This is a genomic window from Frisingicoccus sp. (genome assembly GCF_048388605.1).
GTDB lineage: Bacteria > Bacillota > Clostridia > Lachnospirales > Lachnospiraceae > Frisingicoccus.
Genome location: NZ_DBGCTU010000042.1, coordinates 66,911 through 87,877 on the forward strand (window position 1 = coordinate 66,911; position 20,967 = coordinate 87,877).

General features: G+C 46.0%; 17 protein-coding genes. 7 read left to right on the forward strand and 10 right to left on the reverse strand.

Annotated features, from left to right (window positions below; translation table 11 throughout):
• Positions 1 to 38: 38 nt before the first annotated feature.
• Together ACMN7X_RS11630 and ACMN7X_RS11635 are read right to left on the reverse strand one after the other, a co-directional pair.
• The gene (locus ACMN7X_RS11630; RefSeq protein WP_418747632.1) at positions 39 to 1,175 is read right to left on the reverse strand and encodes a hypothetical protein; all 1,137 of its coding nucleotides are present in this window, start codon (positions 1,173 to 1,175) and stop codon (positions 39 to 41) included.
• A complete protein-coding gene (locus ACMN7X_RS11635; protein WP_418747633.1) occupies positions 1,175 to 1,594 on the reverse strand; it encodes a hypothetical protein in 420 nt (139 codons plus the stop codon). Before ACMN7X_RS11635 ends, ACMN7X_RS11630 begins: the two co-directional genes overlap by 1 nt.
• A gap of 250 nt (positions 1,595 to 1,844) precedes the next feature.
• On the opposite strand from ACMN7X_RS11635, the gene ACMN7X_RS11640 reads away from it, so the two are divergent.
• Positions 1,845 to 3,266, forward strand: coding sequence for an amidophosphoribosyltransferase (locus ACMN7X_RS11640; protein WP_418747634.1), 1,422 nt, complete (start codon positions 1,845 to 1,847; stop codon positions 3,264 to 3,266).
• A gap of 93 nt (positions 3,267 to 3,359) precedes the next feature.
• On the opposite strand, the gene bsh is transcribed toward ACMN7X_RS11640, so the two are convergent.
• Positions 3,360 to 4,334: a choloylglycine hydrolase gene (gene bsh, locus ACMN7X_RS11645; RefSeq protein ID WP_418747635.1), complete on the reverse strand. Its 975-nt coding sequence runs from the start codon at positions 4,332 to 4,334 to the stop codon at positions 3,360 to 3,362.
• Positions 4,335 to 4,347: 13 nt separating this feature from the next.
• Positions 4,348 to 5,334: a diaminopimelate dehydrogenase gene (locus tag ACMN7X_RS11650; protein WP_418747636.1), complete on the reverse strand. Its 987-nt coding sequence runs from the start codon at positions 5,332 to 5,334 to the stop codon at positions 4,348 to 4,350.
• Between the two features lie 227 nt (positions 5,335 to 5,561).
• On the opposite strand from ACMN7X_RS11650, the gene ACMN7X_RS11655 reads away from it, so the two are divergent.
• Genes ACMN7X_RS11655 through ACMN7X_RS11665 form a run of 3 tightly spaced genes read left to right on the forward strand, consistent with a single transcriptional unit; the run spans position 5,562 to position 7,553 of the window.
• Positions 5,562 to 5,960, forward strand: a complete 399-nt coding sequence (locus ACMN7X_RS11655) for a LytR/AlgR family response regulator transcription factor (RefSeq protein ID WP_418747637.1) — start codon at positions 5,562 to 5,564, stop codon at positions 5,958 to 5,960.
• Entirely contained in the window at positions 5,950 to 6,231 is a 282-nt protein-coding gene (locus ACMN7X_RS11660) for a LytTR family transcriptional regulator DNA-binding domain-containing protein (RefSeq protein WP_418747638.1), read from the forward strand. Before ACMN7X_RS11655 ends, ACMN7X_RS11660 begins: the two co-directional genes overlap by 11 nt.
• Positions 6,228 to 7,553 (forward strand): GHKL domain-containing protein, encoded by a 1,326-nt coding sequence (locus tag ACMN7X_RS11665; RefSeq protein WP_418747639.1) that lies wholly within the window; start codon positions 6,228 to 6,230, stop codon positions 7,551 to 7,553. The genes ACMN7X_RS11660 and ACMN7X_RS11665 overlap by 4 nt, the downstream gene beginning before the upstream one ends.
• Positions 7,554 to 7,692: 139 nt before the next feature.
• Here ACMN7X_RS11665 and tsf read toward each other — a convergent pair whose 3' ends face one another.
• The 5 genes from tsf to ACMN7X_RS11690 all read right to left on the reverse strand — a co-directional run bounded on the left by tsf (position 7,693) and on the right by ACMN7X_RS11690 (position 12,317).
• Positions 7,693 to 8,634, reverse strand: a complete 942-nt coding sequence (gene tsf / locus ACMN7X_RS11670; RefSeq protein ID WP_418747640.1) for a translation elongation factor Ts — start codon at positions 8,632 to 8,634, stop codon at positions 7,693 to 7,695.
• 127 nt (positions 8,635 to 8,761) lie between these two features.
• Positions 8,762 to 9,490 carry a 30S ribosomal protein S2 gene (gene rpsB / locus ACMN7X_RS11675; protein WP_418747641.1) on the reverse strand — a complete coding sequence of 243 codons (729 nt, stop codon included), beginning with the start codon at positions 9,488 to 9,490 and terminating at the stop codon, positions 8,762 to 8,764.
• Between the two features lie 169 nt (positions 9,491 to 9,659).
• Positions 9,660 to 10,430 (reverse strand): GTP-sensing pleiotropic transcriptional regulator CodY, encoded by a 771-nt coding sequence (gene codY / locus ACMN7X_RS11680; RefSeq protein ID WP_418747642.1) that lies wholly within the window; start codon positions 10,428 to 10,430, stop codon positions 9,660 to 9,662.
• 146 nt (positions 10,431 to 10,576) lie between these two features.
• A complete protein-coding gene (locus ACMN7X_RS11685) occupies positions 10,577 to 11,197 on the reverse strand; it encodes a response regulator (RefSeq protein WP_418747643.1) in 621 nt (206 codons plus the stop codon).
• A 13-nt stretch (positions 11,198 to 11,210) separates the two neighbouring features.
• Complete coding sequence (locus tag ACMN7X_RS11690) at positions 11,211 to 12,317, reverse strand: sensor histidine kinase (protein ID WP_418747644.1); 1,107 nt, start codon at positions 12,315 to 12,317, stop codon at positions 11,211 to 11,213.
• 209 nt (positions 12,318 to 12,526) lie between these two features.
• Between ACMN7X_RS11690 and ACMN7X_RS11695 the strand changes: the two genes are divergently transcribed.
• The 3 genes from ACMN7X_RS11695 to ACMN7X_RS11705 are packed head-to-tail and all read left to right on the forward strand — an operon-like array spanning position 12,527 to position 15,729.
• Complete coding sequence (locus ACMN7X_RS11695; protein ID WP_418747645.1) at positions 12,527 to 13,456, forward strand: ATP-binding cassette domain-containing protein; 930 nt, start codon at positions 12,527 to 12,529, stop codon at positions 13,454 to 13,456.
• 13 nt (positions 13,457 to 13,469) lie between these two features.
• Positions 13,470 to 14,594, forward strand: a complete 1,125-nt coding sequence (locus ACMN7X_RS11700) for an ABC transporter permease (protein WP_418747646.1) — start codon at positions 13,470 to 13,472, stop codon at positions 14,592 to 14,594.
• A complete protein-coding gene (locus ACMN7X_RS11705; protein ID WP_418747647.1) occupies positions 14,581 to 15,729 on the forward strand; it encodes an ABC transporter permease in 1,149 nt (382 codons plus the stop codon). The genes ACMN7X_RS11700 and ACMN7X_RS11705 overlap by 14 nt, the downstream gene beginning before the upstream one ends.
• A gap of 50 nt (positions 15,730 to 15,779) precedes the next feature.
• Here ACMN7X_RS11705 and ACMN7X_RS11710 read toward each other — a convergent pair whose 3' ends face one another.
• Entirely contained in the window at positions 15,780 to 20,966 is a 5,187-nt protein-coding gene (locus tag ACMN7X_RS11710) for a DUF4132 domain-containing protein (RefSeq protein WP_418747648.1), read from the reverse strand.
• Position 20,967: the final 1 nt, after the last annotated feature.

Below are 20,967 nucleotides of genomic sequence, written 5' to 3' on the forward strand. Positions count from 1 at the left end.
CTGCACCTCCTTTTTCAATATTTTTAACAGAATAATTTCTACTTCTGGTCTAATTCATCAAAATCAAATCCGTCAAAAGACAACTCATCAAAATCGCTGACCGGTTTCTGCGGCGGGATGCTCTTTGACGGTACGGGTGTTTCATAAGCCGTTGATTCCGGCTCAGAAATCCTCTCTGATTCCATCCTATCCACAAAGTCTTCCTTTCTCCCGGAACCTTTTTTCGATTTTTTTGCTTTCTTTGTTTTCGTTTTTTTACCGTAGGTTTTCACAGTGCGCTCCGCCTGGGTAATCTGAATCTTCGGAACGGCTTTTACATAGTAGTAATAATCATCGTCCTCAAACTGAAGCGATTCTTTCCGGGCATAATCCAACGTACATCCCATAAACTGGGCAATTGCCGCCAGAAGTCCTCCGATCACCGATCCGACAACAACCATCGCCACACTCATTCCCTCAATCCCGGAAGACTGCATGGCCAGCCCGATCACATTCACCAGCGTTCCGACACCGATGGCAATATACCATGAATAATCGATAGCCAGACGTGAGATGCCGTAAACAATAAGAATAACCAGTGTAAACACAATGATATAAGCTACCATCTCTTTATCGGCAAGCAGCTTATCAAAAATGTACTGATAGCTTGTCATAATCTCTTTGACATCCGTTCCCGGATCCCCCAGACTGGCAGCCTCCTGCAGATATCCCACAACTTTCATAAAAATAACACCGAAGGCGATCGGAAGGGCCGCAAAGGGATTAAATGCCATCGCGCCAACCAACGGAATCATATAATGCAGGTTAAACTGGGCCAGAACCGGATAAAGTACAATAAGAATTCCCTGATCCGGGGCGAATTTTAAATAAATAAAATAAAACAGCAAAAATACAACCAAAGCAACGGCCGACAGCACCATCGACAACTTAAACAAATGCAGCAGAACAACCAGTGCAAAAATCAATACAAATATGGATACCGGCACCACAGCGCATATGACCGATAAAAATAACATCGGTACAGTCCCCGTTAATGCCTCAAAATATCCAAGGTCATTATTAATATAATTAAATGCCAGAATAGCCAGGATGAATTTTCCAATCATCTGCACCGGATATTCAAAATTCTTATAAAAGCCCACAACTTTTTCTTTTAACACTAACAAACTTGTCATTATCTATTGTCCTCCGTTGAATTGTTTTTGTTGTATCCGTCATTTATCTCATCCAGACTCTTCAGATCTTTATAATACCAGCGCACCCGCTTCTGAGTATCCGCATATTTCCATCCGTAAAACAGGATGCTGATCACCGCAAACACGATCAGAACAATAACATAATATTTTAATATGCTTTTGGCCAGCTCCAGGAAATCCATCCCCACAATGTTTTCCATATAATACTCTGCTTTCATCACTATATAAAGGCCCAGACAAAGGATAAATCCTATCGTCACTCCAATTAATGTCTTTAATGTGTTGAGCCGGACATAATCGCCCTGAAAATACCGGTTAATCGCCAGATCCTCTTTGCCCTGGCCCTTTTCGTACATGGCACAACGGCTCATAATACGAATTTTATCTTTATTGAGCATATGAACACCTCACATTTTCCTGTTTTTTTCCGCCTCTCACTTTTCTCTAAGCATAAAACGGCATTATTGAAATATTATAGCACAAAAAAAAATAAAAGTCACCCCATATCCTCAGCAGATTATTTGTATCTGAATTTTTAACAAAATTTCCCCTGAATATCCAAAAACTTTTTCTATCTTACATAATTGTATAAACCCGGATTTTCATATACAATAAAATACGACATGAATTATAAAGGAGGATAAAACCATGGGCGGTTTTTTTGGCGTCACTTCAAAGCAGGACTGTGTCCTTGACGTTTTTTTTGGAGTTGACTATCACTCGCATCTGGGAACCCGAAGAGGTGGTATGATCATCTATGATACCGGGCAGGGGTTCCAGCGTCAGATTCATAACATTGAAAACACACCTTTTCGAACAAAATTTGAGAAAGATCTGTACGACTTTCACGGCTGCTCCGGCATCGGCTGCATCAGTGATTCCGACCCCCAGCCGCTTTTAGTACGCTCCCATCTGGGGCTGTATGCGATTACTATGGTCGGCATTATCAATAACGCTGATGACCTTATCAAACAGTATTTTTCAGATCACGGCCATCAATTTATGGCGATGAGTTCGGGCAAGGTCAACAGCACTGAATTGATCGCGGCTCTGATCAATCAGAAAGAAGATTTAGTTTCCGGTATCCGCCACGCACAGGATTTGATCGACGGCTCCGCAACGATTTTAATCCTGACGCCGGATGGTATTATCGCCGCCAGAGACAGGTTCGGCCGTCTTCCCGTATTAATCGGAAAAAATGAAAACGGACACTGTGTCTCTTTTGAATCCTTTGCCTATACAAAGCTCGGATATGAAAACGCTTATGAGCTCGGGCCGCAGGAAATCGTATTTATGGATTCTGACCATTTTGAAACTCTGGCGCCGGCCGGAAAGGATATGAAGATCTGCGCCTTTCTCTGGAGCTATTACGGCTATCCGAATTCCAATTATGAAGGTGTGAACGTCGAAGTGATGCGTTACCGCAACGGTGAGATCATGGCCCGCGATGAAATGAAAGCCGGAACACTGCCGGATGTGGACTATGTGGCCGGTGTTCCCGACTCGGGAATTCCCCACGCCATCGGTTACTCCAAACAAAGCGGAAAAACCTTTGCACGCCCATTTGTAAAATATACGCCAACCTGGCCGCGTTCCTTTATGCCGGCCAATCAGAATATCCGTAATCAGGTTGCCAAGATGAAACAGATTCCGGTTCAGGAATTAATCGAAGGGAAAAAGCTTTTATTTGTTGACGACTCCATTGTCCGGGGAACCCAGTTGAGAGAAACCGTCGAATTCCTTTATGATTCCAATGCGGCGGAAGTACATATCCGCTCGGCCTGTCCGCCGATCATGTACAGCTGCAAATATCTGAATTTCTCCAGCAACGGTTCCGATATGGACCTGATTGCAAGAAGCACCATCCAGGAGCTGGAAGGTGATGAAGGGCAGACCCATCTGGATGAATATGCCGACGCTTCCACAGAAAGGGGCAAGTGTCTGCTCCATTCCATCTGTGAAAAAATGGGCTTTGATTCCCTCGGATATCAGTCTCTTGACGGTCTGCTGGAAGCCATCGGCATTGATCGGGAAAAAATCTGCACCTATTGTTGGAACGGAAAAAAATAAAATTAAAAAGCAGGCTGTCCGTCTGCCTGAAAATTATAAAACAGGCCATCCCCCGCTGACACGGTGAATGGCCTGCCTTTTTACCGCCACAATTTAATTTTGCATGTTTATCTGCTGTTCCTGGAGCAATGGATAAGAAATCAACCGGTTGCCCGCCAGATCTTCCCTGTGCATATCCACTCCCGTAATCTGACGATTTTCATAGGTTGTATAATAATAGATTCCTCTGTCCGTATTGCAGCAGGAGCTGTAGACCGTCACTTCATATTGTCCTTTTTCATCCTTCACGCAGCCCCGCTGCTGCTCCACAGCGCCCAGAATATGGAAAAACTGGCTGACACTCTCCATCTCCGAATCTCCGGAAACCGAATTCATTTTTGTAAATGCGGCTTTCACAAATCTGGAAGAAGAGGATAAATCCCCCGGAAGCCCCAGGGCGCCCATGCCCAGGCTGTAAGGTTTCAGATCCAGTTTTTCAGAAAAACGGTTCACTGCCTGTTCCGCAGTGATATTCATAAAATTATCTAAATATAACATCTGGAAATCAAAGGGCGGATTGTTTGTCAAAACTCCCACGGGATCATCATAAATTTTAATGCCGTCGCTTACAGCCTCCACAACAATACTCTGCTCCCTGTCTGAAATCATCCAGTGAAGCGTCGCGGCCGGCAGCCCGGCACTGAAATTTTCATCCCAGATATTTATATGTTCCAGCAAAGCCCTGGCTTCTCCCACATCGCCGCATTGGGCCAGAATCCACGGAATAAGCTCAAAGGTCGCCACATTATCCACGCCCTGAGTCTCCGGCTTATAACATGCGTTCCCCGGGAAATTCAAGCCTGCCATACTCAGGCCCTTTTCATTTGTCGCATCATAATACAGTGGATACTCGTCCAGCACATAAGCCATACCGATCATCGCATAATGGTTCAGCAAGGCATTTACTTTCCGAAATCGAAAGGGATAATTTCTCGGCGTCACCGTGACTGTCTCATGATAGGAATAGGTCAAATCCAGATTTCTTCCAAAATAATGCGCCTTTGTTTTATAGGTTACCGCTGTACACATATTTTACATCTCCTTACAACATGGAAGCCCGCAGTTCTTCACCGCTCTTCGGGCTTAAATAAGCCGGAGCAATATCAAATACCGTCCTGCAGCCGCTCTGTCCCTCGGAAGCCAGCCGGTAAGCCGCACGGGCATAGGCCGCAAGCACGCTGGCTGTAAACTCAGGATTTGAATCCAGTTTTAAGCTGTATTCGATAAGGTGGCTGTTCTCCTTTTCCCAGCCGGTCACACCGCTTCGAAGCACAAAACCGCCGTGAGGGATCCGGCTGTGCTCACTTTTCAGTTCTTCTTCGCTGATAAAATGTACGGTTGTGTCATAATCCGCAAAATAATTCGGCATATTTTTAATTTCCGCCTCAACCCGCGCAGCATCCGCGCCTTCCTCCAGCACAACAAAACACTCTCTTGTATGCTTCTGGCGTGTTGTCAGCTCCGGATTTTCTCCGGCCCGAACCGAAGCCAATGCGCTTTCCACAGGAATTGTATACTGCTTTGCATCCTTTACACCATCAATCCGGCGAATGGCATCCGAATGTCCCTGGCTGACGCCCCGTCCCCAGAAGGTATAATCCCTGCCCTCCGGCAAAATGGCATTCGCATACATCCGGTTTAATGAAAACATTCCCGGGTCCCAGCCGACAGAAATAATTGCCACATGATTTCCCGCTTTTGCCGAAGTATCCACATTGGCAAAATGTTCCGGGATCCTGGCATGAGTATCAAAACTGTCGATCACATTAAACAGCCTGGCATATTCCGGTGTCTGCACCGGCAGATCCGTTGCACTGCCGCCGCAGAGTATCATTACATCCAGCTTATCCTTCCACTCATTCACCCTCTCCACGGAACAGACTGCCGCGCCCTCAGTGAGAATTGTAAGCTGTTTCGGGTCTCTTCTTGTAAATACGGCCTTTAACTCCATATCCGGGTTCTGCCGAACAGCACATTCCACACCCCGGCCCAGATTGCCGTAACCTAAAATACCAATCCTTATACTCATTTTATAAATCACTCCTATATATATATTCCCGTTTTTTCGTAATTTATTATAAGCGGGCTTTACCCTTTATGCAAGCTATTCACCATGAATTTATACGCATCATCCTCGATTTCCCGCAAACATGTCACAAATTGCAAAAATATGTCATAAGTTGTACCTGAAAAAAATGATTTTTTTTGGTATAATCTTAGATTAATATATAGTTCACATGCAAAGGAGGCTTTTCTATGCGAATTGCTATTGTAGACGATTTTGCGCCGGAGCGTGAAACGCTGCGAGTGCGGCTGCAGAACCAATTGGCCCGCCTCGCCCTTCAGGCTGAAATTTCAGAATTTGAATCCGGTTCTGAATTTCTTTCCGCCGCCGGAAAAAATCGGTTTAATTTGGTCTTCCTTGATATTTATATGGAAAATGAAAACGGAATAGATACGGCAAAGGCGCTCCGCCAATTTGATAAAGACTGTCTGTTGGTATTTACTACTTCCTCCATGGACCATGCTTTGGATGGTTTTCGCGTCCGGGCGGTTCACTATCTTGTAAAGCCCTATTCGGATAAAGAACTGTCGGATTTATTTGATGAGATCATAAACCGTCTGCCTTCGCTTTTCCGAAATTATGTACGCTGAACATTATCGGCACCAAATATATATCTACACAGCAGACGGAAAAAATACGGTCATCCGCCAAACTTTCCGTGAATTTACGGAATCTCTCTCAGATGACTGCTTCTTTCCGTGCAATCGGGGCATTATTGTCAACCTGAAATATGTAGAGGATTTTGACGGTTCCGACTTTATCATGAAAAACGGGAAAAAACTGCCGGTCAGCCGTGCCCTTTCCAAAGCCGCCCGGCTTGCCTTCGGCGACTTTTTGTTCAAAAGGGGGCCGGGAATATGATAGATTTTCTCTGTCCGGTACTGGAATTCATGATTCTCCTGCCCTGGATGATGATTGCCTATCTGCCGATGAAACAACATCTGCGGATGCGTCCCGTCCGGCTTGCGGCCATAATAACGCCATTTATCGTCCTGCTTGCCCTCGCAGGAGGCGGCCTGTGCTATCTTCTTTCCGTTAAGACCACATGGCTGTTTTTCATCGCTGCCGCCATAGCAGGAGTTGTTTATGTCCGCTCACTGCACATAAAAAAGTGGAAATCTATCAGTGTCTTCCTGGCCGTATGCGGCGTTTATTCCTGCCTTGGAAGCGTCGCAAGGGCTTTAAACCTGATTCTTGCTCCGGGAAGCGGCTCTCCCTGGCTTTCTCTTCGTGCGGCTCTGCTCTATAATCTGATGTGCTGGCTTCTTACCATTATGTCCTGGCGGCCCGCCACCCATGCGGTACGGGAATTGTTAGAAGATAATACCTTTGCCCAGACATGGTATGTTTTTTGGATCTTCCCGCTGCTGTTCACCGGATTGAATCTGTTTATGATTCCCGTCTACCCGGAACTGATGTATGGCGGCCGCATGATAGAGGGATATATTGTCATCGGCTTCTCGCTGCTGTTTTTACTTCTGCTCTTATATGCCATGTTCTACCTCATGGCTGCCGGCCTGAACAAAAATGACCGGCTCCGACAGGAAAACCAGTTTCTCGCCATGCAGCAGACCCGATATGACAGCCTGCGCAGCGCCATTTCGGAAACCCGTGAAGCACGCCACGACATGCGCCATCATTTTAACGCCCTTCAAAATCTGGCTGCACAGAAAAACTGTGAAAACCTTGAAAAATATCTCTCTGATGTGCAGGACAGTATCCCGGATACCGAGCTGGAACTGTGTGACAATGCACTTGTGGACGCTGTGGCAAGCCATTATGGGATGCTGTACCGCAAGCATGGAATTCCTTTTTCCTTCGAGCTTGACCTGCCCGCTGAACTTCCGGTACCGAAAATCGACCTTTGTTCCGTATTGTCAAACCTGCTGGAAAACGCACTGGAGGCCAGTCTGCGGACGGAACCCTCAAGACGGCAGATCAAAGTGCGAGCCTGTCTCCATTCCGGACATATGCTGCTGTTAACGGTGGAAAATACCTTTGACGGGGTTATCTGGGAAAAAAACGGAGTATTTCTGTCCTCCAAACGCAAAGGCGAAGGCATCGGCATCCAGTCCGTCCGCCGTATTGCGGATAAAAACGGCGGCTACAGTCGGTTTTTGCATGAAGACGGCGTCTTCCGCGCCAATGTCATGCTTCGGGCCGAAAAGCAAAACCGGGAATAAAATGATTAAACCTCTCTATAAAAAAGACATCAATGCTCAAAAATACATCTAAGCAATGATGTCTCTTTTTTAACAAAAACTAAATTATAAAATCAGGTTCCAACATACGGTTCATCTGCGTCCTGCGGACTTGATTCACCTAGTTTCCACCCATCTGTTTTGCAACTTCTTCAGCAAAGTTTTCTTCTTTCTTTTCCATGCCTTCGCCTGTTTCGAAACGTACAAATTTCTTAACAGCAACCTTTGTTCCTGCAGCCTTTGCTACGGACTCAACATATTTGCCTACGGACTGTTTTCCGTCCTCAGCCTTTACATATACCTGGTCAACAAGGCAGATCTCCTTAAGCTCTTTATTGATACGGCCTGTAACAATGCCATCGATAACCTTTTCCGGTTTCTTGGATTCTTTCGGGTCGTTCATAATCTGAGCAAGAAGGATTTCTTTTTCATGAGCAATGTAGCCCGCATCAACTTCGGAGCGGTCTGTATACTGAGGTTTCAGAGCTGCTACCTGCATAGCAATGTTTTTACCGCATTCAAGCACTGCATCATCTGCGGAATCTGTTGTTAATTCAACAAGAACACCGATTTTTCCGCCGGCATGGATGTATGTTGTGAGAACACCATCTTCGCTGACAACTTTTTCAAAACGGCGGATGCTTAATTTTTCGCCGATGATAGCGATTTTCTGGGATAATGCCTGCTCTACGGTTAAGCTTGCATCGTCAATCCATGGTTCAGCCATGAATTCTTCAATCGTTTTAGCATTTGTAGCCAATGCCTGAGCCGCTACTCTTTCAACATATGCCTGGAATTCTGCATTCTTTGCAACGAAGTCTGTTTCACTGTTAACTTCCACAATTGCGCCAGTTTTATGATCATCCGAAAGGATTGTAGCAACAAGGCCTTCTGCTGCAATTCTGTTTGCTTTTTTAGCGATAGCTGCAAGACCTTTTTCTCTCAGGAATTCAACGGCTTTCTCTTTATCTCCGTTTGTTTCGTTCAGAGCCTTTTTACAATCCATCATACCTGCTCCGGTGAGTTCTCTTAATTCTTTTACCATTGCTGCTGTAATTGCCATGATTCATTCCTCCATAAATTATTCTTTATTTTTAATTTCTTAATTCTTTACGTATTTTGTTTGCTTAAAAAAGCTGTCTCAAGATTAAAACTAATTTTGAGACAGCACTTTAAGTCGTAAGCTCTGATTATTCAGCAACTTCCTCTGCTGCTTCTTCAGCATCGTCCATCTGAACACCCTGGTTTGCTTCGATAACTGCATCTGCCATCTTGGAAACGATTAATTTAACCGCACGGATCGCATCATCGTTACCCGGGATCACATAATCCAGTTCTTCCGGATCACAGTTTGTATCGGCAATACCGATCAGCGGAATACCTAATACATGAGCTTCCTGTACGCAGATTCTTTCCTTTTTAGGGTCTACAACAAAGATTGCATCCGGGATTCTCTTCATATTCTTGATACCGCCAAGGTTTTTCTCAAGTTTTTCCCATTCTTTCTTCAGTGCGATAACTTCTTTCTTAGGCAATACATCAAATGTACCGTCTTCTGCCATAGCTTCAATCTGTTTCAATCTTGTGATACGGCTCTGAATTGTTTTGAAGTTTGTCAGCATACCGCCAAGCCATCTCTGATTAACATAGAACATACCGCAGCGTTCTGCTTCCATACGGATCGCATCCTGGGCCTGTTTCTTTGTTCCGACAAAAAGAATTGTACCGCCGTCTGCAACGATATCTTTAATAGCATTGTAAGCATCATCCACCATACCTACAGATTTCTGTAAGTCAATGATATAAATACCATTTCTCTCTGTGTAGATGTACTCAGCCATCTTAGGGTTCCATCTTCTTGTCTGATGTCCGAAATGCACGCCTGCTTCCAGCAACTGTTTCATAGAAATAACGCTCATAATCATACCTCCATTGGTTTTTACATCCGTGGACTTCATCTTTCCGGGCGACCTGCCGGCACCTGCCCAAAAATCGACCCACGTGTCATATTTTTACAAAATAGGATTATAACACAAAAGGCTCGCATTAAGCAAGCCTTTTATATCCATATTTTATGTCTTTTTAATATTAATTCTTTATTTTCTTCAATTCATCAAATACGGCGTCGTTAATGACCTTAATATAGGTACCTTTCATACCGGAGGAACGGGATTCAATAACTCCGGCGCTCTCAAATTTCCGCAGGGCGTTAACGATAACGGAACGGGTAATCCCCACCCGGTCAGCGATCTTACTGGCCACGAGTATACCCTCGCTGCCGTCCAGCTCATCGAAAATATGGGTAATGGCCTCCAGCTCGGAAAACGACAATGTGCTGATAGCCGATTTCACAACCTGAAGTTTTCTCGATTCTTCCGCACTTTCCTCATTAACGGAACGCAGCATCTCAAGGCCGACGACCGTCGTTCCATATTCACTCAAAATAATGTCATCAATCTGATAGGAATTATCATTTCGATAAATAAATAATGTTCCCAGCCGTTCGCCGGCAATATCAATCGGCGTAATAATGGCTTCATAGGTTGATACATTGTCACACGAAAATCCAAGTGTTAATAAATTAACATTTTCCTTTGTCGAAAGAACGCTGAGCAGACGCTCATTCAGCATAGGATCGATATGCCCGCCAACACTGTCACTGATCAACTGGTGAATGCACGGCTGCCCGACCCGATTCTTTATTCCCAGAATCTTACCTTTCTTGCTGATCACAAGAATATTTGAGTCCAATATATCGCTCAACACTTCACAAATATCATTGAAAACAACCATATTGGAATTATTATTATGCAGAAGCTTATTAATCTTTCTAGTTTTGTCTAACAATTCAACGCTCATATCCATCCTCCTTTTTCATATTTACCATCTGATTCTTATTTTAACACAATTGTTGAGACGAAACAACCATTTTTCAAATTTTTATAAACAAACAAAGTAATTCGAAAACAATTCAAAAAGGCAATGAATTCCGGATGAAGATTCTTCTACCTATGCTGATAGAAAAAAACAGCGATCTGTGTCCGGTCCCTGAGGGACAATTTATCCAAAATTGAACTGAGATAATTGCGCACAGTCCCTTCGCTCAAAAACATTTTTGCCGCGATCTCCTTATTACTCAACCCCTCGGCGATCCATTGAATAATTTCATATTCCCTGTCATTTATTTCATATTCCGAATAATCCAGCGGCGTTTTCTTCTGAATAAGATCCGGGAGTTTTCTTACGATTTCATGTCCAAATACGATCTGACCGGAATCCACAGCCCGCAGCGCCGGAAGAATACTGGCATAATCCTGTTTCAAAAGATACCCCTTGGCCCCAAGCCGCAGCGCCTTTATGATATATTCATCATCGGAAAATGTCGTGAGCAGCAGAATTTTTGCATCAGGAAATTCTCTGAGAATCTCTCCGGCCGCATCCAGGCCATTCATTTCCTTCATCCGAATATCCATCAGCAGGACATCCGGCCGGTACTTACGGTATAACTCTATAGCTTCCCGGCCATCGGCTCCGACAGCCGTCACCTGTATATCCCCATTAACCTCTAAAATCGTCTTTAACGCCCCGGATACAAGACAGTCGTCATCCACAATAATAATGTTCATCTCTTCCGCCTCCTCACAATTCTTTAGGGATCGTTATGAAAATTTTAAATCCCTGCTGCTCCATGATCTGAAAAGTACCCTTCAAATTTCTCACCCGTTCCCGCATATTTGCCAGTCCAATCCCCTGTATGAGACCGGCCGCTTCGCTGTTCTCTGTCCGCTTTGCCGCCGGAAAAGCCGGGGTTCCATTGTCTTCAATGCACAATTGGTACAGCGCCGGATGCTCCCGCATGATGATCACAACATGAGTGGCATTACTGTGCTTCATCACATTCGCCAGTGCCTCTTTCACAACGCCGATAAAACAATATTTGATTTCCTTTGGCAGATCATTTCCCATATCATAATGAAGCTCTATCGGACAAAATTCAAAATCCTTGATCAGCCCGTCCACGGCTTCTCTGAGATTCAGCGCCTCATCATGAAGGTCATGGACGCTGCTCCGAATACTGTCCATGGCCGAATTCAGCGAGACATCCAGATTTTCCAGCATCACTTGCATCGGTTCCGCATGCTCCATTGTCTTCATAGCCCCCACAAGAAGTATGGAACGAGACAATACATGGCCCACATTGTCATGGATTTCCCTGGCAATCCTGTTCCGTTCTCTGAGGGTTGCCGCATAGAGCTCATACTCCTGCTTTTCCAGCAGAGCCTTATTTTTCTCCTTAAGAAGAAAATTCCGCTCCCGGCTGTCATCCTGGCTCTCTTTAAAACAGCTTTCCAGTATCTCATACTGCTCCGTCCGCCTTTCCAGCAGCACGGCAAGCAGACTGCCAAAGCCGCAAAAACAAAGTAAAACAGAAGACATTTCTCCAATGCGCAGGACATAATACAACTCCAGCCCAATGGCGGTCCCGACAAGTATGTACTGCCGCTCACGCATAAAAATATATACGGTCAGCGGCATAAAAAATAAAAATGTCGGGAAAATCCACGCCAAAACCGCGAAGCCTATCCCCGCAGCCAGATGAAACCTGAAATTATCTGTAATATAAGCAAGCCCCAGCAGAATAAGTCCGCACAAAAATCCAAAGACAAAGTTCAGACTCACTTCCTCATAGAGCAGGGCAAACAGCCCGTAAAATAATAGTATTCCTGTATCCTGAAAGTATTTCATATGCTGCCCTGACAGGGCTCTCCTTTTCTGATCTTATTATATATTATAGTATAAAAACCTTTTGCCGGTAAAGAGTCCGCCGACAATTATGACATTTGTCACATGGAAAATATGACGAAGGACACTTTCGAAAACTCCTCCCGGGACGTATACTAAACTCATACCCATTCGGGCAACCCGTATGAATATAATAAAGGAGGCATTTAACTATGATTGAAATAAAAAATGTAGTAAAGCGCTATGGAAGCCTTGTTGCCCTGGACCATCTGAATCTGACCATTCATGAGGGCGAAATCTTTGGTCTGCTCGGTCCAAACGGCTCCGGCAAAACCACGGCCATCAACTGTATGCTCGCACTTCTTAAGTATGATAAGGGCTCTATCCGCATCATGGGAGAGGAAATGCACCCGGACAGTTATCACATCAAACAACAGATCGGCATTGTTCTTCAAAATGTCGCCGTTTTTGATGAGCTGACTGTCTACGAAAATATCGATTACTTCTGCGGTCTTTATATTAAAGATAAAGTTAAAAGAAAACAGTGTGTTCAGGAAGCTATTGAATTCACCGGTTTGGAGGACTATATAAAAGTCCGGCCGAAAAAGCTGTCCGGCGGTCTGCTGCGCCGTCTGAATATTGCCTGCGGTATCGCTCATAAGCCAAAGCTTATTATCCTGGATGAGCCGACGGTGGCCGTTGATCCTCAAAGCCGGAATAAAATTCTGGAAGGTATTCAGGAACTGAACCGTCAGGGCTCGACCATCATCTACACCTCCCACTATATGGAAGAAGTGGAACAGATCTGCACCCGCATTGCCATTATCGACCACGGGCGGAGCATTGCCGTCGGCACGAAGGAAGAACTGAAAAACATGATTAAAACCGGTGAAACCATCACGATCGAAGCCGTCGCCCTGGAAGAACAGCACTTGCAGGCCATCCGCCGGATTCCTCATGTATTTGACCTTCACTATGAAGAACAGGTGTTGACTCTGCGGTGTACCGGGGCGGAACATAATCTCGTCCGCATTTTAAATTATCTTCAGGAACAACACATTCCTTTTGGCCGGGTCTTTTCCGAACTTCCGACATTGAATGATGTATTTCTTGAAATCACCGGAAAACAATTGCGTGATTAAGGAGGAATTTAAATTGCTGCATCTGATCAAATATGACATCCTTGTCAAAATAAAAAATTTTAATGCTATTTTCTGGTCCCTCTTTTTTCCATTAATCCTGGGAACATTATTTTACTTCGCATTCGGCCAGATAGATGAGGCGGATTTTGAAGCTGTTCCTGCGGCTGTTGTCGCCGGGGAAGATGCCGACACTGTATTCATGGATTTTTTAAAAAGCATATCTGACAGCGAGGAACCGCTGATACAACTGAAAGAAATGTCGCAGACGGAAGCTGCGGAGGCACTGAATTCTCATAAAATCTCCGGGATTTTTGTCGTAAATGAAGCCCCGTCGCTGACGGTCAGCGGAAACGGACTTGAAGAAAGTATCCTCCAGTCCCTGCTTGAAAGCTATGAAAACGGCAAAAAAACGCTGACAACGGTTGCTCTCACCCATCCCGAGGGAATGGAAGCGGCAATTGAGCAAATGTCCGAATACACTGAACTCGTTCAGCAGGTTTCTCTCGGCGGAAAAACAACGGACGGCAACGCCCAGTTTTTCTATGCCCTCATTGCCATGGCCTGCCTGTACGGCGCCTTTATCGGCTTTGGCTCGGCAATCACTCTCCAGGCCAATCTGACGGCGCTGGCCGCAAGACGCTGTGTCACACCAACCCATAAGTTAACATTGATCGTTTCAGAAATGCTCTCGTCCTTTTTGCTGCATTTTTTCAATCTCCTTGTTTTACTTATTTACATGCGCTATATCCTGCACCTGAATTTTAACGGACAATTCCCGGATATGCTGCTCGTCAGCATGATCGGCGGTATGATCGGTGTTGCCATGGGAATCTTTATCGGAAGTATCGGGCGCATGGGTGAAGGCATAAAAGTCGGAATTCTTCTCGCGATATCTATGTCCTGCAGCTTTCTTGCCGGCCTGATGAACAATACGATGAAAAACATCGTTGAACAGCATGTGCCTGTCATCAACCGTATTAATCCGGCCGCGCTCATTTCCGACGCTTTTTACTGTATCAATGTTTATAACGATACAGCCCGTTACACAAGAAATCTTATCACACTTTCTATTATGTGTGTCGTCCTTATTTTTGCTTCATTTTGCCTGGTGAGGAGGGAACGTTATGACAGTATATAAAGGATATATGAAAATCGTCAAACAGAATAAAGTTCTTATCCTGATCTATCTGGTTATTTTTTTCAGCGTCACCATGTTATTTCAGGGAGCCGCCGGCAAAGAACTCCCGGACAACTATCACGCTGAAAGTCTTAAGATCGGCATTGTCGATAAAAGCGGCGGCAAATTGTCTCAAGGCCTGAAATCCTATCTGGAACATTTTCATCAGGTGACCATGCTCGATGACAATACGGCGGCCCTGCAGGAGAAATTATTTTACCGGGATGTCGAATACATTATCCACATTCCATCGGACTTTTTTGATAACTGCATTTTAGAAGGGCAAAAGCTTCCCGTGACAAAAATTCCGGGGTCCTATACGTCCTTCTATGTGGACCAGCAGATCAACAGCTTTCTGAATAATGTCCGCACCTATCAGGCGGCCGGATTTTCTGAGGAGGAAGCGGCAAACGCCGCGAAAACGCCGGCCTCGGCCGATATCACTCTCCTCGACAATACGGGGACAGCCGGTATAACGCCCGCCTTTGTTTACTATTATCGCTATATTCCGTATTTATTCCTGGCAATTCTCTGCTATGTCATGGGAAATATTGTATCCGCTTTCCGCAAAGGGGATCTGCCAAAACGCATGTGCGCCTCTTCCGTATCCGCACACCGTCAAAATATGGAAAGCCTGCTGGCAGCGGCAACGATCGCCTTTGCACTCTGGGGCATTACCATCGTTGTCTCACTGCTCCTGTACCACAAAACACTCATTGGTCACCCCGGATTTATCTACTATATCCTTAACTCATTGACCATGCTCCTTGTCGCGCTGAGCATTTCCTATCTGGTAGGCATCGTCACAGCCAACCAGGATATGCTGTCAGGCATCGTCAACACGATTTCCCTCGGCATGTGTTTCCTCTGCGGTGTCTTCGTCCCATTGGAATACATGAATGTCAACGTAAAGACCGTCGCACATTTTCTGCCGGTCTACTGGTATGAAAAAACAAACGATATGCTTGCCCAGTTCGGAAGCATCACCGGAGAAGTCCGAACTGAGATCCTTCAGGCCATTGGCATCCAATGCGTCTTTGCGCTGGCTTTTCTGTGCATCGCCATGGCCATATCCAAGAGGAAACAGACGATATAATATTATAAAAAGGGAGAGCTTTATCCGAAACTCTCCCTTTTTATATGATTTTATACATCTAGCGCTGTTATCTGATCTAAGATAAACGGATCTCTGATTTTTGGGTCCTCCGCCAACAGCACAATTTTCGACATGATTTCCGCCGTCTTCGGGTCCTCATCTACAAAAGGCAAAAACAGCTTGCCTCGCTGCTGACTGTGTACAGGAAGAATATGGATCATCGCACCGCCTTCCTGATGCACGACACCGCTTCCCAGATGAACGCTGTAGTTTCCCCGGGTTCCCTGAATCAGCGCATGGCTTTCCTTCAAAGTGACATTGGTCAGCTTAAACAGCGGCAGATTGAATTCCACGATCGCGCGACGCATCTCAATGGTGGAATGGCTGGTCTCCGGATCCACACCTCCTGCATGGGCTACACTTACGGCCATATCCACATCCCGCATGACCTCGCTGTAGATCAGTTCCGGCACCTCTTCGATGGTCAGAGCCCGAAATGTCTTCCGATCGGAAAATTCCACCCATTCTAAAGTAGGGGCCTCCACATCACTCGGAGAAAACCAATCCGCCAGAGCATAGATTCTGGCAATAATATTTTCCTTATAATAAATCTTCTGCAAGCCTTCCTCATAATCCGCGATCCAGCGTCGGCCCTTCAGACAACCAACCGTCTTTTTCGGCTGAATCTGATTTCCGGCAAACATTCGGGACGCCGTCTGCCCCAGTTCCTCCGGCAGTTTTACATATAACTCCCGGAATACCTGTTTAAAGGGCTGACGAATCTGATGATCAAACAAATACTTCTGATACCGGTGCCATACTTTTGCCCGGTATAAATCCAGCGGATGGGCAATGCGGATCTCCTGCCCGGCCTCCAATAAAACAGCAGTTTCATCCCAGGCTTTCAGATACATTCCGGCCTCCTCCTGCTCAAAAAATCCAATCGTCTCCCCGCTGATAAAAACCAGAGGTTTCAAAATTGCACAAACCACCGGATTTTCAAGCAGTCCTGCGACTTCGGCTGCCGTAAATGCCGCACCGCTTTCCATGGATTCCTCCATCAGCTTTTTCGCCCGGACATACTGTTCCTTCAGCTTCTTATTTGCTTCCTTAATCTCCAGGACATATGGATGTTTCTTAAAAGCTGCAGGTATGGATTTCAGGCGTTTCTCTCCCCTGCGGCACAGGATTTCGCTTTTTCCTGTTTCATCCACCGCCAGACAAAGCTCCACATCTTCCATACCATCTGCCCTATTCCACATCATATATGGGGCAAATTCCTTCGCAAGCCGGCTCTCCATATTTAAGGTCAGCCGGGTCACATCGGCAAATCCCGCATGAACACTCATATTGACCAATGCAATCTCAGCCGCCTTTGACTCGCTGGCCCGTCTCTGGGCCCCAAACTGCCGGGCCTCTTTGGCATATTTTTGAATAAATTGATACCGGTTCAGCAGATCTGCCTCTCTGTCATCCCCAAATGGTACCAATCCATAACTCATCAACAAGTCTTTATTCCTTTTGGCAGTGATCTGCTCGCGCAGCTCTTCCAGTGTCACCTTTCCCGCAGCCGCATCCGCGTACTTTCTTGCGCGGGAATGTTTCTGGCCGTCCGAAATATATTTTGCCGCCTTATAAAGAAGGCCGAAATTTTTCTCGCCCAAAAGCCCGTAAGCTTCCTCAAACCAGTCAATATCAAACGCACCATCCTGCAACTCCTCTGCCGACAAAGGCGTATATTTGGCAATCATGGCAATCTTCTGATCTTCAAACCGCTCGTTCATATGGGCCATAAAATAATAGCATCCGCTTTTGAGCCCTTTCCAACCCAGATATTCCTGTATGATATCAATCCATTGAGGTGCATACATCGCCACTTCCACCAACCGGTCTGCCTTGATATTGGTTCCCGCGAGCGCTGCCTTCAGCTTTTGTCCGTTATCATCACCGGCCGGATAGCAGGCTTTCAAAAGGCGGCTCAGCACCTCCCTCTTCCCACGGCCCGGCGCATAATACCAATAATAATAAGCTTCCCGCCCCAGTGTATCCTTGCCAAGAGCCATTAAAATCCGAACCAGCGTTTCCACACCCTGCATGTAAGTGATCCCGCTGATATCTGCGGAGAATACCGTCTCAGCTTCTCCGCGGCGAAGCTCTGTATCCACCATCAGCGGTATGAGTGCATCATACAGCTCACGCACCAGCCTGCCGCACCATGTATCCGGTCCTACAAGCGTCTCCCCCTGATTCAGAATTTTCTCTGAAAGCTCCATTCCGAAAAACATTCTCCATAAAGCGCGGTTTCCGGTTTTTCCATACTCACCCTTTACCAGCTCACACAAAGCCCGCAGGCAATCCTTTCTGTTAAAATAATTCAAAATGCTCTTAAAAAGAATATCTCTCGAAATCAATTGCAGATGGTAAGCTTTTAAAAACCAATATGGCGCAATCGGTGTCAGAGGCCATACACTCAGGCTGTTATAACCGTTGACATCGGGAATAAACTGTGCTTTTTCCCGCTCTTCTCTGCACGCTGATTCAAACCGCCACGCAGTATAAAATGCTCTGACAAATTCATCGTCATTCTCCCAATAGCCAACTCCCTCCAGAAAACGGTCAATAAACGGGAGGCTGCCAACGGAAGTTCTGCGTTCAAAACGGCTGCCGTTCCAACCAGTGTAATGATAGGTTAAATTCTTGTTCTCTTTATTGATCACCTTTGTCAGCGCCGCCACAGCCTGTATACCCGCCTCAAACAGGAATTTCCTGTCCAGAAATTCATAGCGGTAATTCAGGCGAATACTCCTGATCTGACTTACATAACATAAATCCAGGGGTGCCGGTTCAAAGGGCATCCGGCCAAAAATGGCTTTATAAAATGTCCGGCCATTCTCATATAATTCTCCGTTTGCCAAAAGCAGCCGGGCTTCCCATCCAATAAAAGTACCGTAATCACCAATCTCCTTCTCATAGAAGGCCCGAAGCTTATCCGCCAGCGGATAGTTATCCAACACATAGCCCATGTATCTTGCCTGACTGCTCTTATCCTCATCTGCCTTCACCTGATTTTTCAGCTTCATATAGTCGTTTCCCAACAGCCGCTTTTCACCGGATATCGATTCATACTCATAATGCTTATTTTCTTCAATCAGCTCATCCAGCTTTTTCATCTTCTGAATCAGTTCTTTTTCTGACAACGTCAAACAGCGAAGCGCCGCATCCCGTCCTTCCACAGATTCAGGAATATCTTCCGGCGCTTCCGGATCGTAGAGCCCGAATCCCTTCTGCTCCGATATTTCCACCGTCTGCCGGCCCAGAATTTCTCCCAGCAACACCTTTTCCTTATCTGTTGGCGTCTCTATCATTGCAGCCAGCATCCGCACCCGGCAATAAAAATCGGCTTTCTCTTTCTGTTTAGATAACCGAAGCAAAAGATCCAGCCCGGCGCTCCGCTTTTCCTCCCTCTTATCTGCCAAAAGCCGCTTCAGACATTCCTCCATCTCCGCATCCTTCTGCTTCATAAGAAGTTCCAGAAGCTCACTGCGCAGATGACTCCGTTTAAACCGCAGCATATCCTCCATCTGCCGGTAATCCTCCGGTCCAAGGGACAAACACTTCACCATCGCGATGGCTTTCTGGGACGTGGATTCCTCCGCATTTCCCATATAGCCGATCAAAAGCCTGCGCTGGGTTTCATTTGCCGGATGATACAACAGCAGATTAACAAGATAACCTCTGTCATAACTGCTGCCGGATATTTCACCCAGAAGGCCTGCCATCTGCGTTATCTTTTCCTCATCCTGAAGGATGTAGGCTGTGAAAGCCAGCTGCCGGATCACATCGGAAGGCGCAAGCTCCACCCGATACCACGGGAAAATACAAGGGGCATAGACAAGTCCCTTTTTCGGCAGCCGTCCATAAATTTTCCAAAACTTCTCATACTGCTGCTCCGCATCCTGGCGATTTTCAAAATAATCTGTCAGCACCGGCTTTTGCGGCTCAGCAACATTTCTCGGCGTTACCCGGTCCTCATATAACAGTCCCCGGATCCAGCCGCCCAGCCGCACGGTATAAGCAGGCATAAAGGCTGCCACCAGCTCCAGATCATCCGTATATTCCAATACTGCCTTTCGTGCCATACGGATTTTGTAGCTGTCCTGAAACAGATTTTGATTATAGAAGGAAGCCGTCAGCTTCTGATTTTTTGTTCCATGGTCGATCAATTCCGTCATCGCTTCAATCGCCCGCTCCGCTTCTTCAAAGCCCAGCGCCCACAAAGCTGCGCTGATGGCAATGGAATCATTTGTCTTCAACTGTTCCCGGCAGAAGGCCTGATCTCTCAGACATCGGCTCATCATACTCAAAAGCTTTCCATTGACCCGGTCCACACTTTTCTCGTCAAAAATTCCGATCCAGGTGGAAACCGCCCGCTTCACTGATGAATAACGAATCAGATCATGCTCTTCGATCACCTGCAGAAGTATCAAAAAGGCTTCCTTCGTTCCCTCATCCATGGTCTCACAGATTACCTGCCTCAATCCTTCCTGAAGCCGGGCAGCTAAAAGAAGATCTCCCAACAGCTTCTGTAATTCCCGGTTATCCGATCGGAGAATCCCCAGAATCATCTCCCGGTCCAGATAATCCGTGTTATTTTCGCTGAGAATCAGATCCCGGAGCGCCTCAATAACTGCCCGATTGCCGCGGTCGATCTCGGCAGCGTAGATCAGGCTGAAATTACTGTTAAAGCTCCATTCATGCTTGATGTAATCCCGTTTTTCCTCATCCATCCGCCGGTAAATATAATCCTCCAGCCGATCGCCCAAATAGAACAATTTTTCATAAGTTGTTAAAAGAGAAAAAACAAGGCGTCCCTGAGGACCATATCCTGCTGTCCGCACCGTTCTCCGGTTCCAACCATAGGAAAAGGGAAACTGATTCAGCTTGTCAATAATATAAAAATAGGAATCCTGATAAACTTTTGGAACAAATGCGTCCAAAAGACCTTTATGTACCCGGGAACCCGGCAGCAATCCTTTTTTCCGAAACCATCCGGACGGCGTACAATCCCCGTCATAAAAACTTCTGATGACCTGCGCCGTCTTTTCTCCGCCGTTTTTCTCTGCCACCTCCCGGGCCAGCTCCCGGTCCCGCCCTGCAAACTTTTCAATCCGCCGGTTCAGCTCTTCCTTCCGCCGATCAGAGATCACCCGCCTTGTGTTATAATCAAATTCCGCCATT

Coding starts and splice junctions, on each gene's coding strand:
- ACMN7X_RS11630 (WP_418747632.1), bottom strand. CDS start 1,175: ATGACAAGTTTGTTAGTGTTAAAAGAAAAAGTTGTGGGCTTTTATAAG.
- ACMN7X_RS11635 (WP_418747633.1), bottom strand. CDS start 1,594: ATGCTCAATAAAGATAAAATTCGTATTATGAGCCGTTGTGCCATGTAC.
- ACMN7X_RS11640 (WP_418747634.1), top strand. CDS start 1,845: ATGGGCGGTTTTTTTGGCGTCACTTCAAAGCAGGACTGTGTCCTTGAC.
- bsh (WP_418747635.1), bottom strand. CDS start 4,334: ATGTGTACAGCGGTAACCTATAAAACAAAGGCGCATTATTTTGGAAGA.
- ACMN7X_RS11650 (WP_418747636.1), bottom strand. CDS start 5,334: ATGAGTATAAGGATTGGTATTTTAGGTTACGGCAATCTGGGCCGGGGT.
- ACMN7X_RS11655 (WP_418747637.1), top strand. CDS start 5,562: ATGCGAATTGCTATTGTAGACGATTTTGCGCCGGAGCGTGAAACGCTG.
- ACMN7X_RS11660 (WP_418747638.1), top strand. CDS start 5,950: ATGTACGCTGAACATTATCGGCACCAAATATATATCTACACAGCAGAC.
- ACMN7X_RS11665 (WP_418747639.1), top strand. CDS start 6,228: ATGATAGATTTTCTCTGTCCGGTACTGGAATTCATGATTCTCCTGCCC.
- tsf (WP_418747640.1), bottom strand. CDS start 8,634: ATGGCAATTACAGCAGCAATGGTAAAAGAATTAAGAGAACTCACCGGA.
- rpsB (WP_418747641.1), bottom strand. CDS start 9,490: ATGAGCGTTATTTCTATGAAACAGTTGCTGGAAGCAGGCGTGCATTTC.
- codY (WP_418747642.1), bottom strand. CDS start 10,430: ATGAGCGTTGAATTGTTAGACAAAACTAGAAAGATTAATAAGCTTCTG.
- ACMN7X_RS11685 (WP_418747643.1), bottom strand. CDS start 11,197: ATGAACATTATTATTGTGGATGACGACTGTCTTGTATCCGGGGCGTTA.
- ACMN7X_RS11690 (WP_418747644.1), bottom strand. CDS start 12,317: ATGAAATACTTTCAGGATACAGGAATACTATTATTTTACGGGCTGTTT.
- ACMN7X_RS11695 (WP_418747645.1), top strand. CDS start 12,527: ATGATTGAAATAAAAAATGTAGTAAAGCGCTATGGAAGCCTTGTTGCC.
- ACMN7X_RS11705 (WP_418747647.1), top strand. CDS start 14,581: ATGACAGTATATAAAGGATATATGAAAATCGTCAAACAGAATAAAGTT.
- ACMN7X_RS11710 (WP_418747648.1), bottom strand. CDS start 20,966: ATGGCGGAATTTGATTATAACACAAGGCGGGTGATCTCTGATCGGCGG.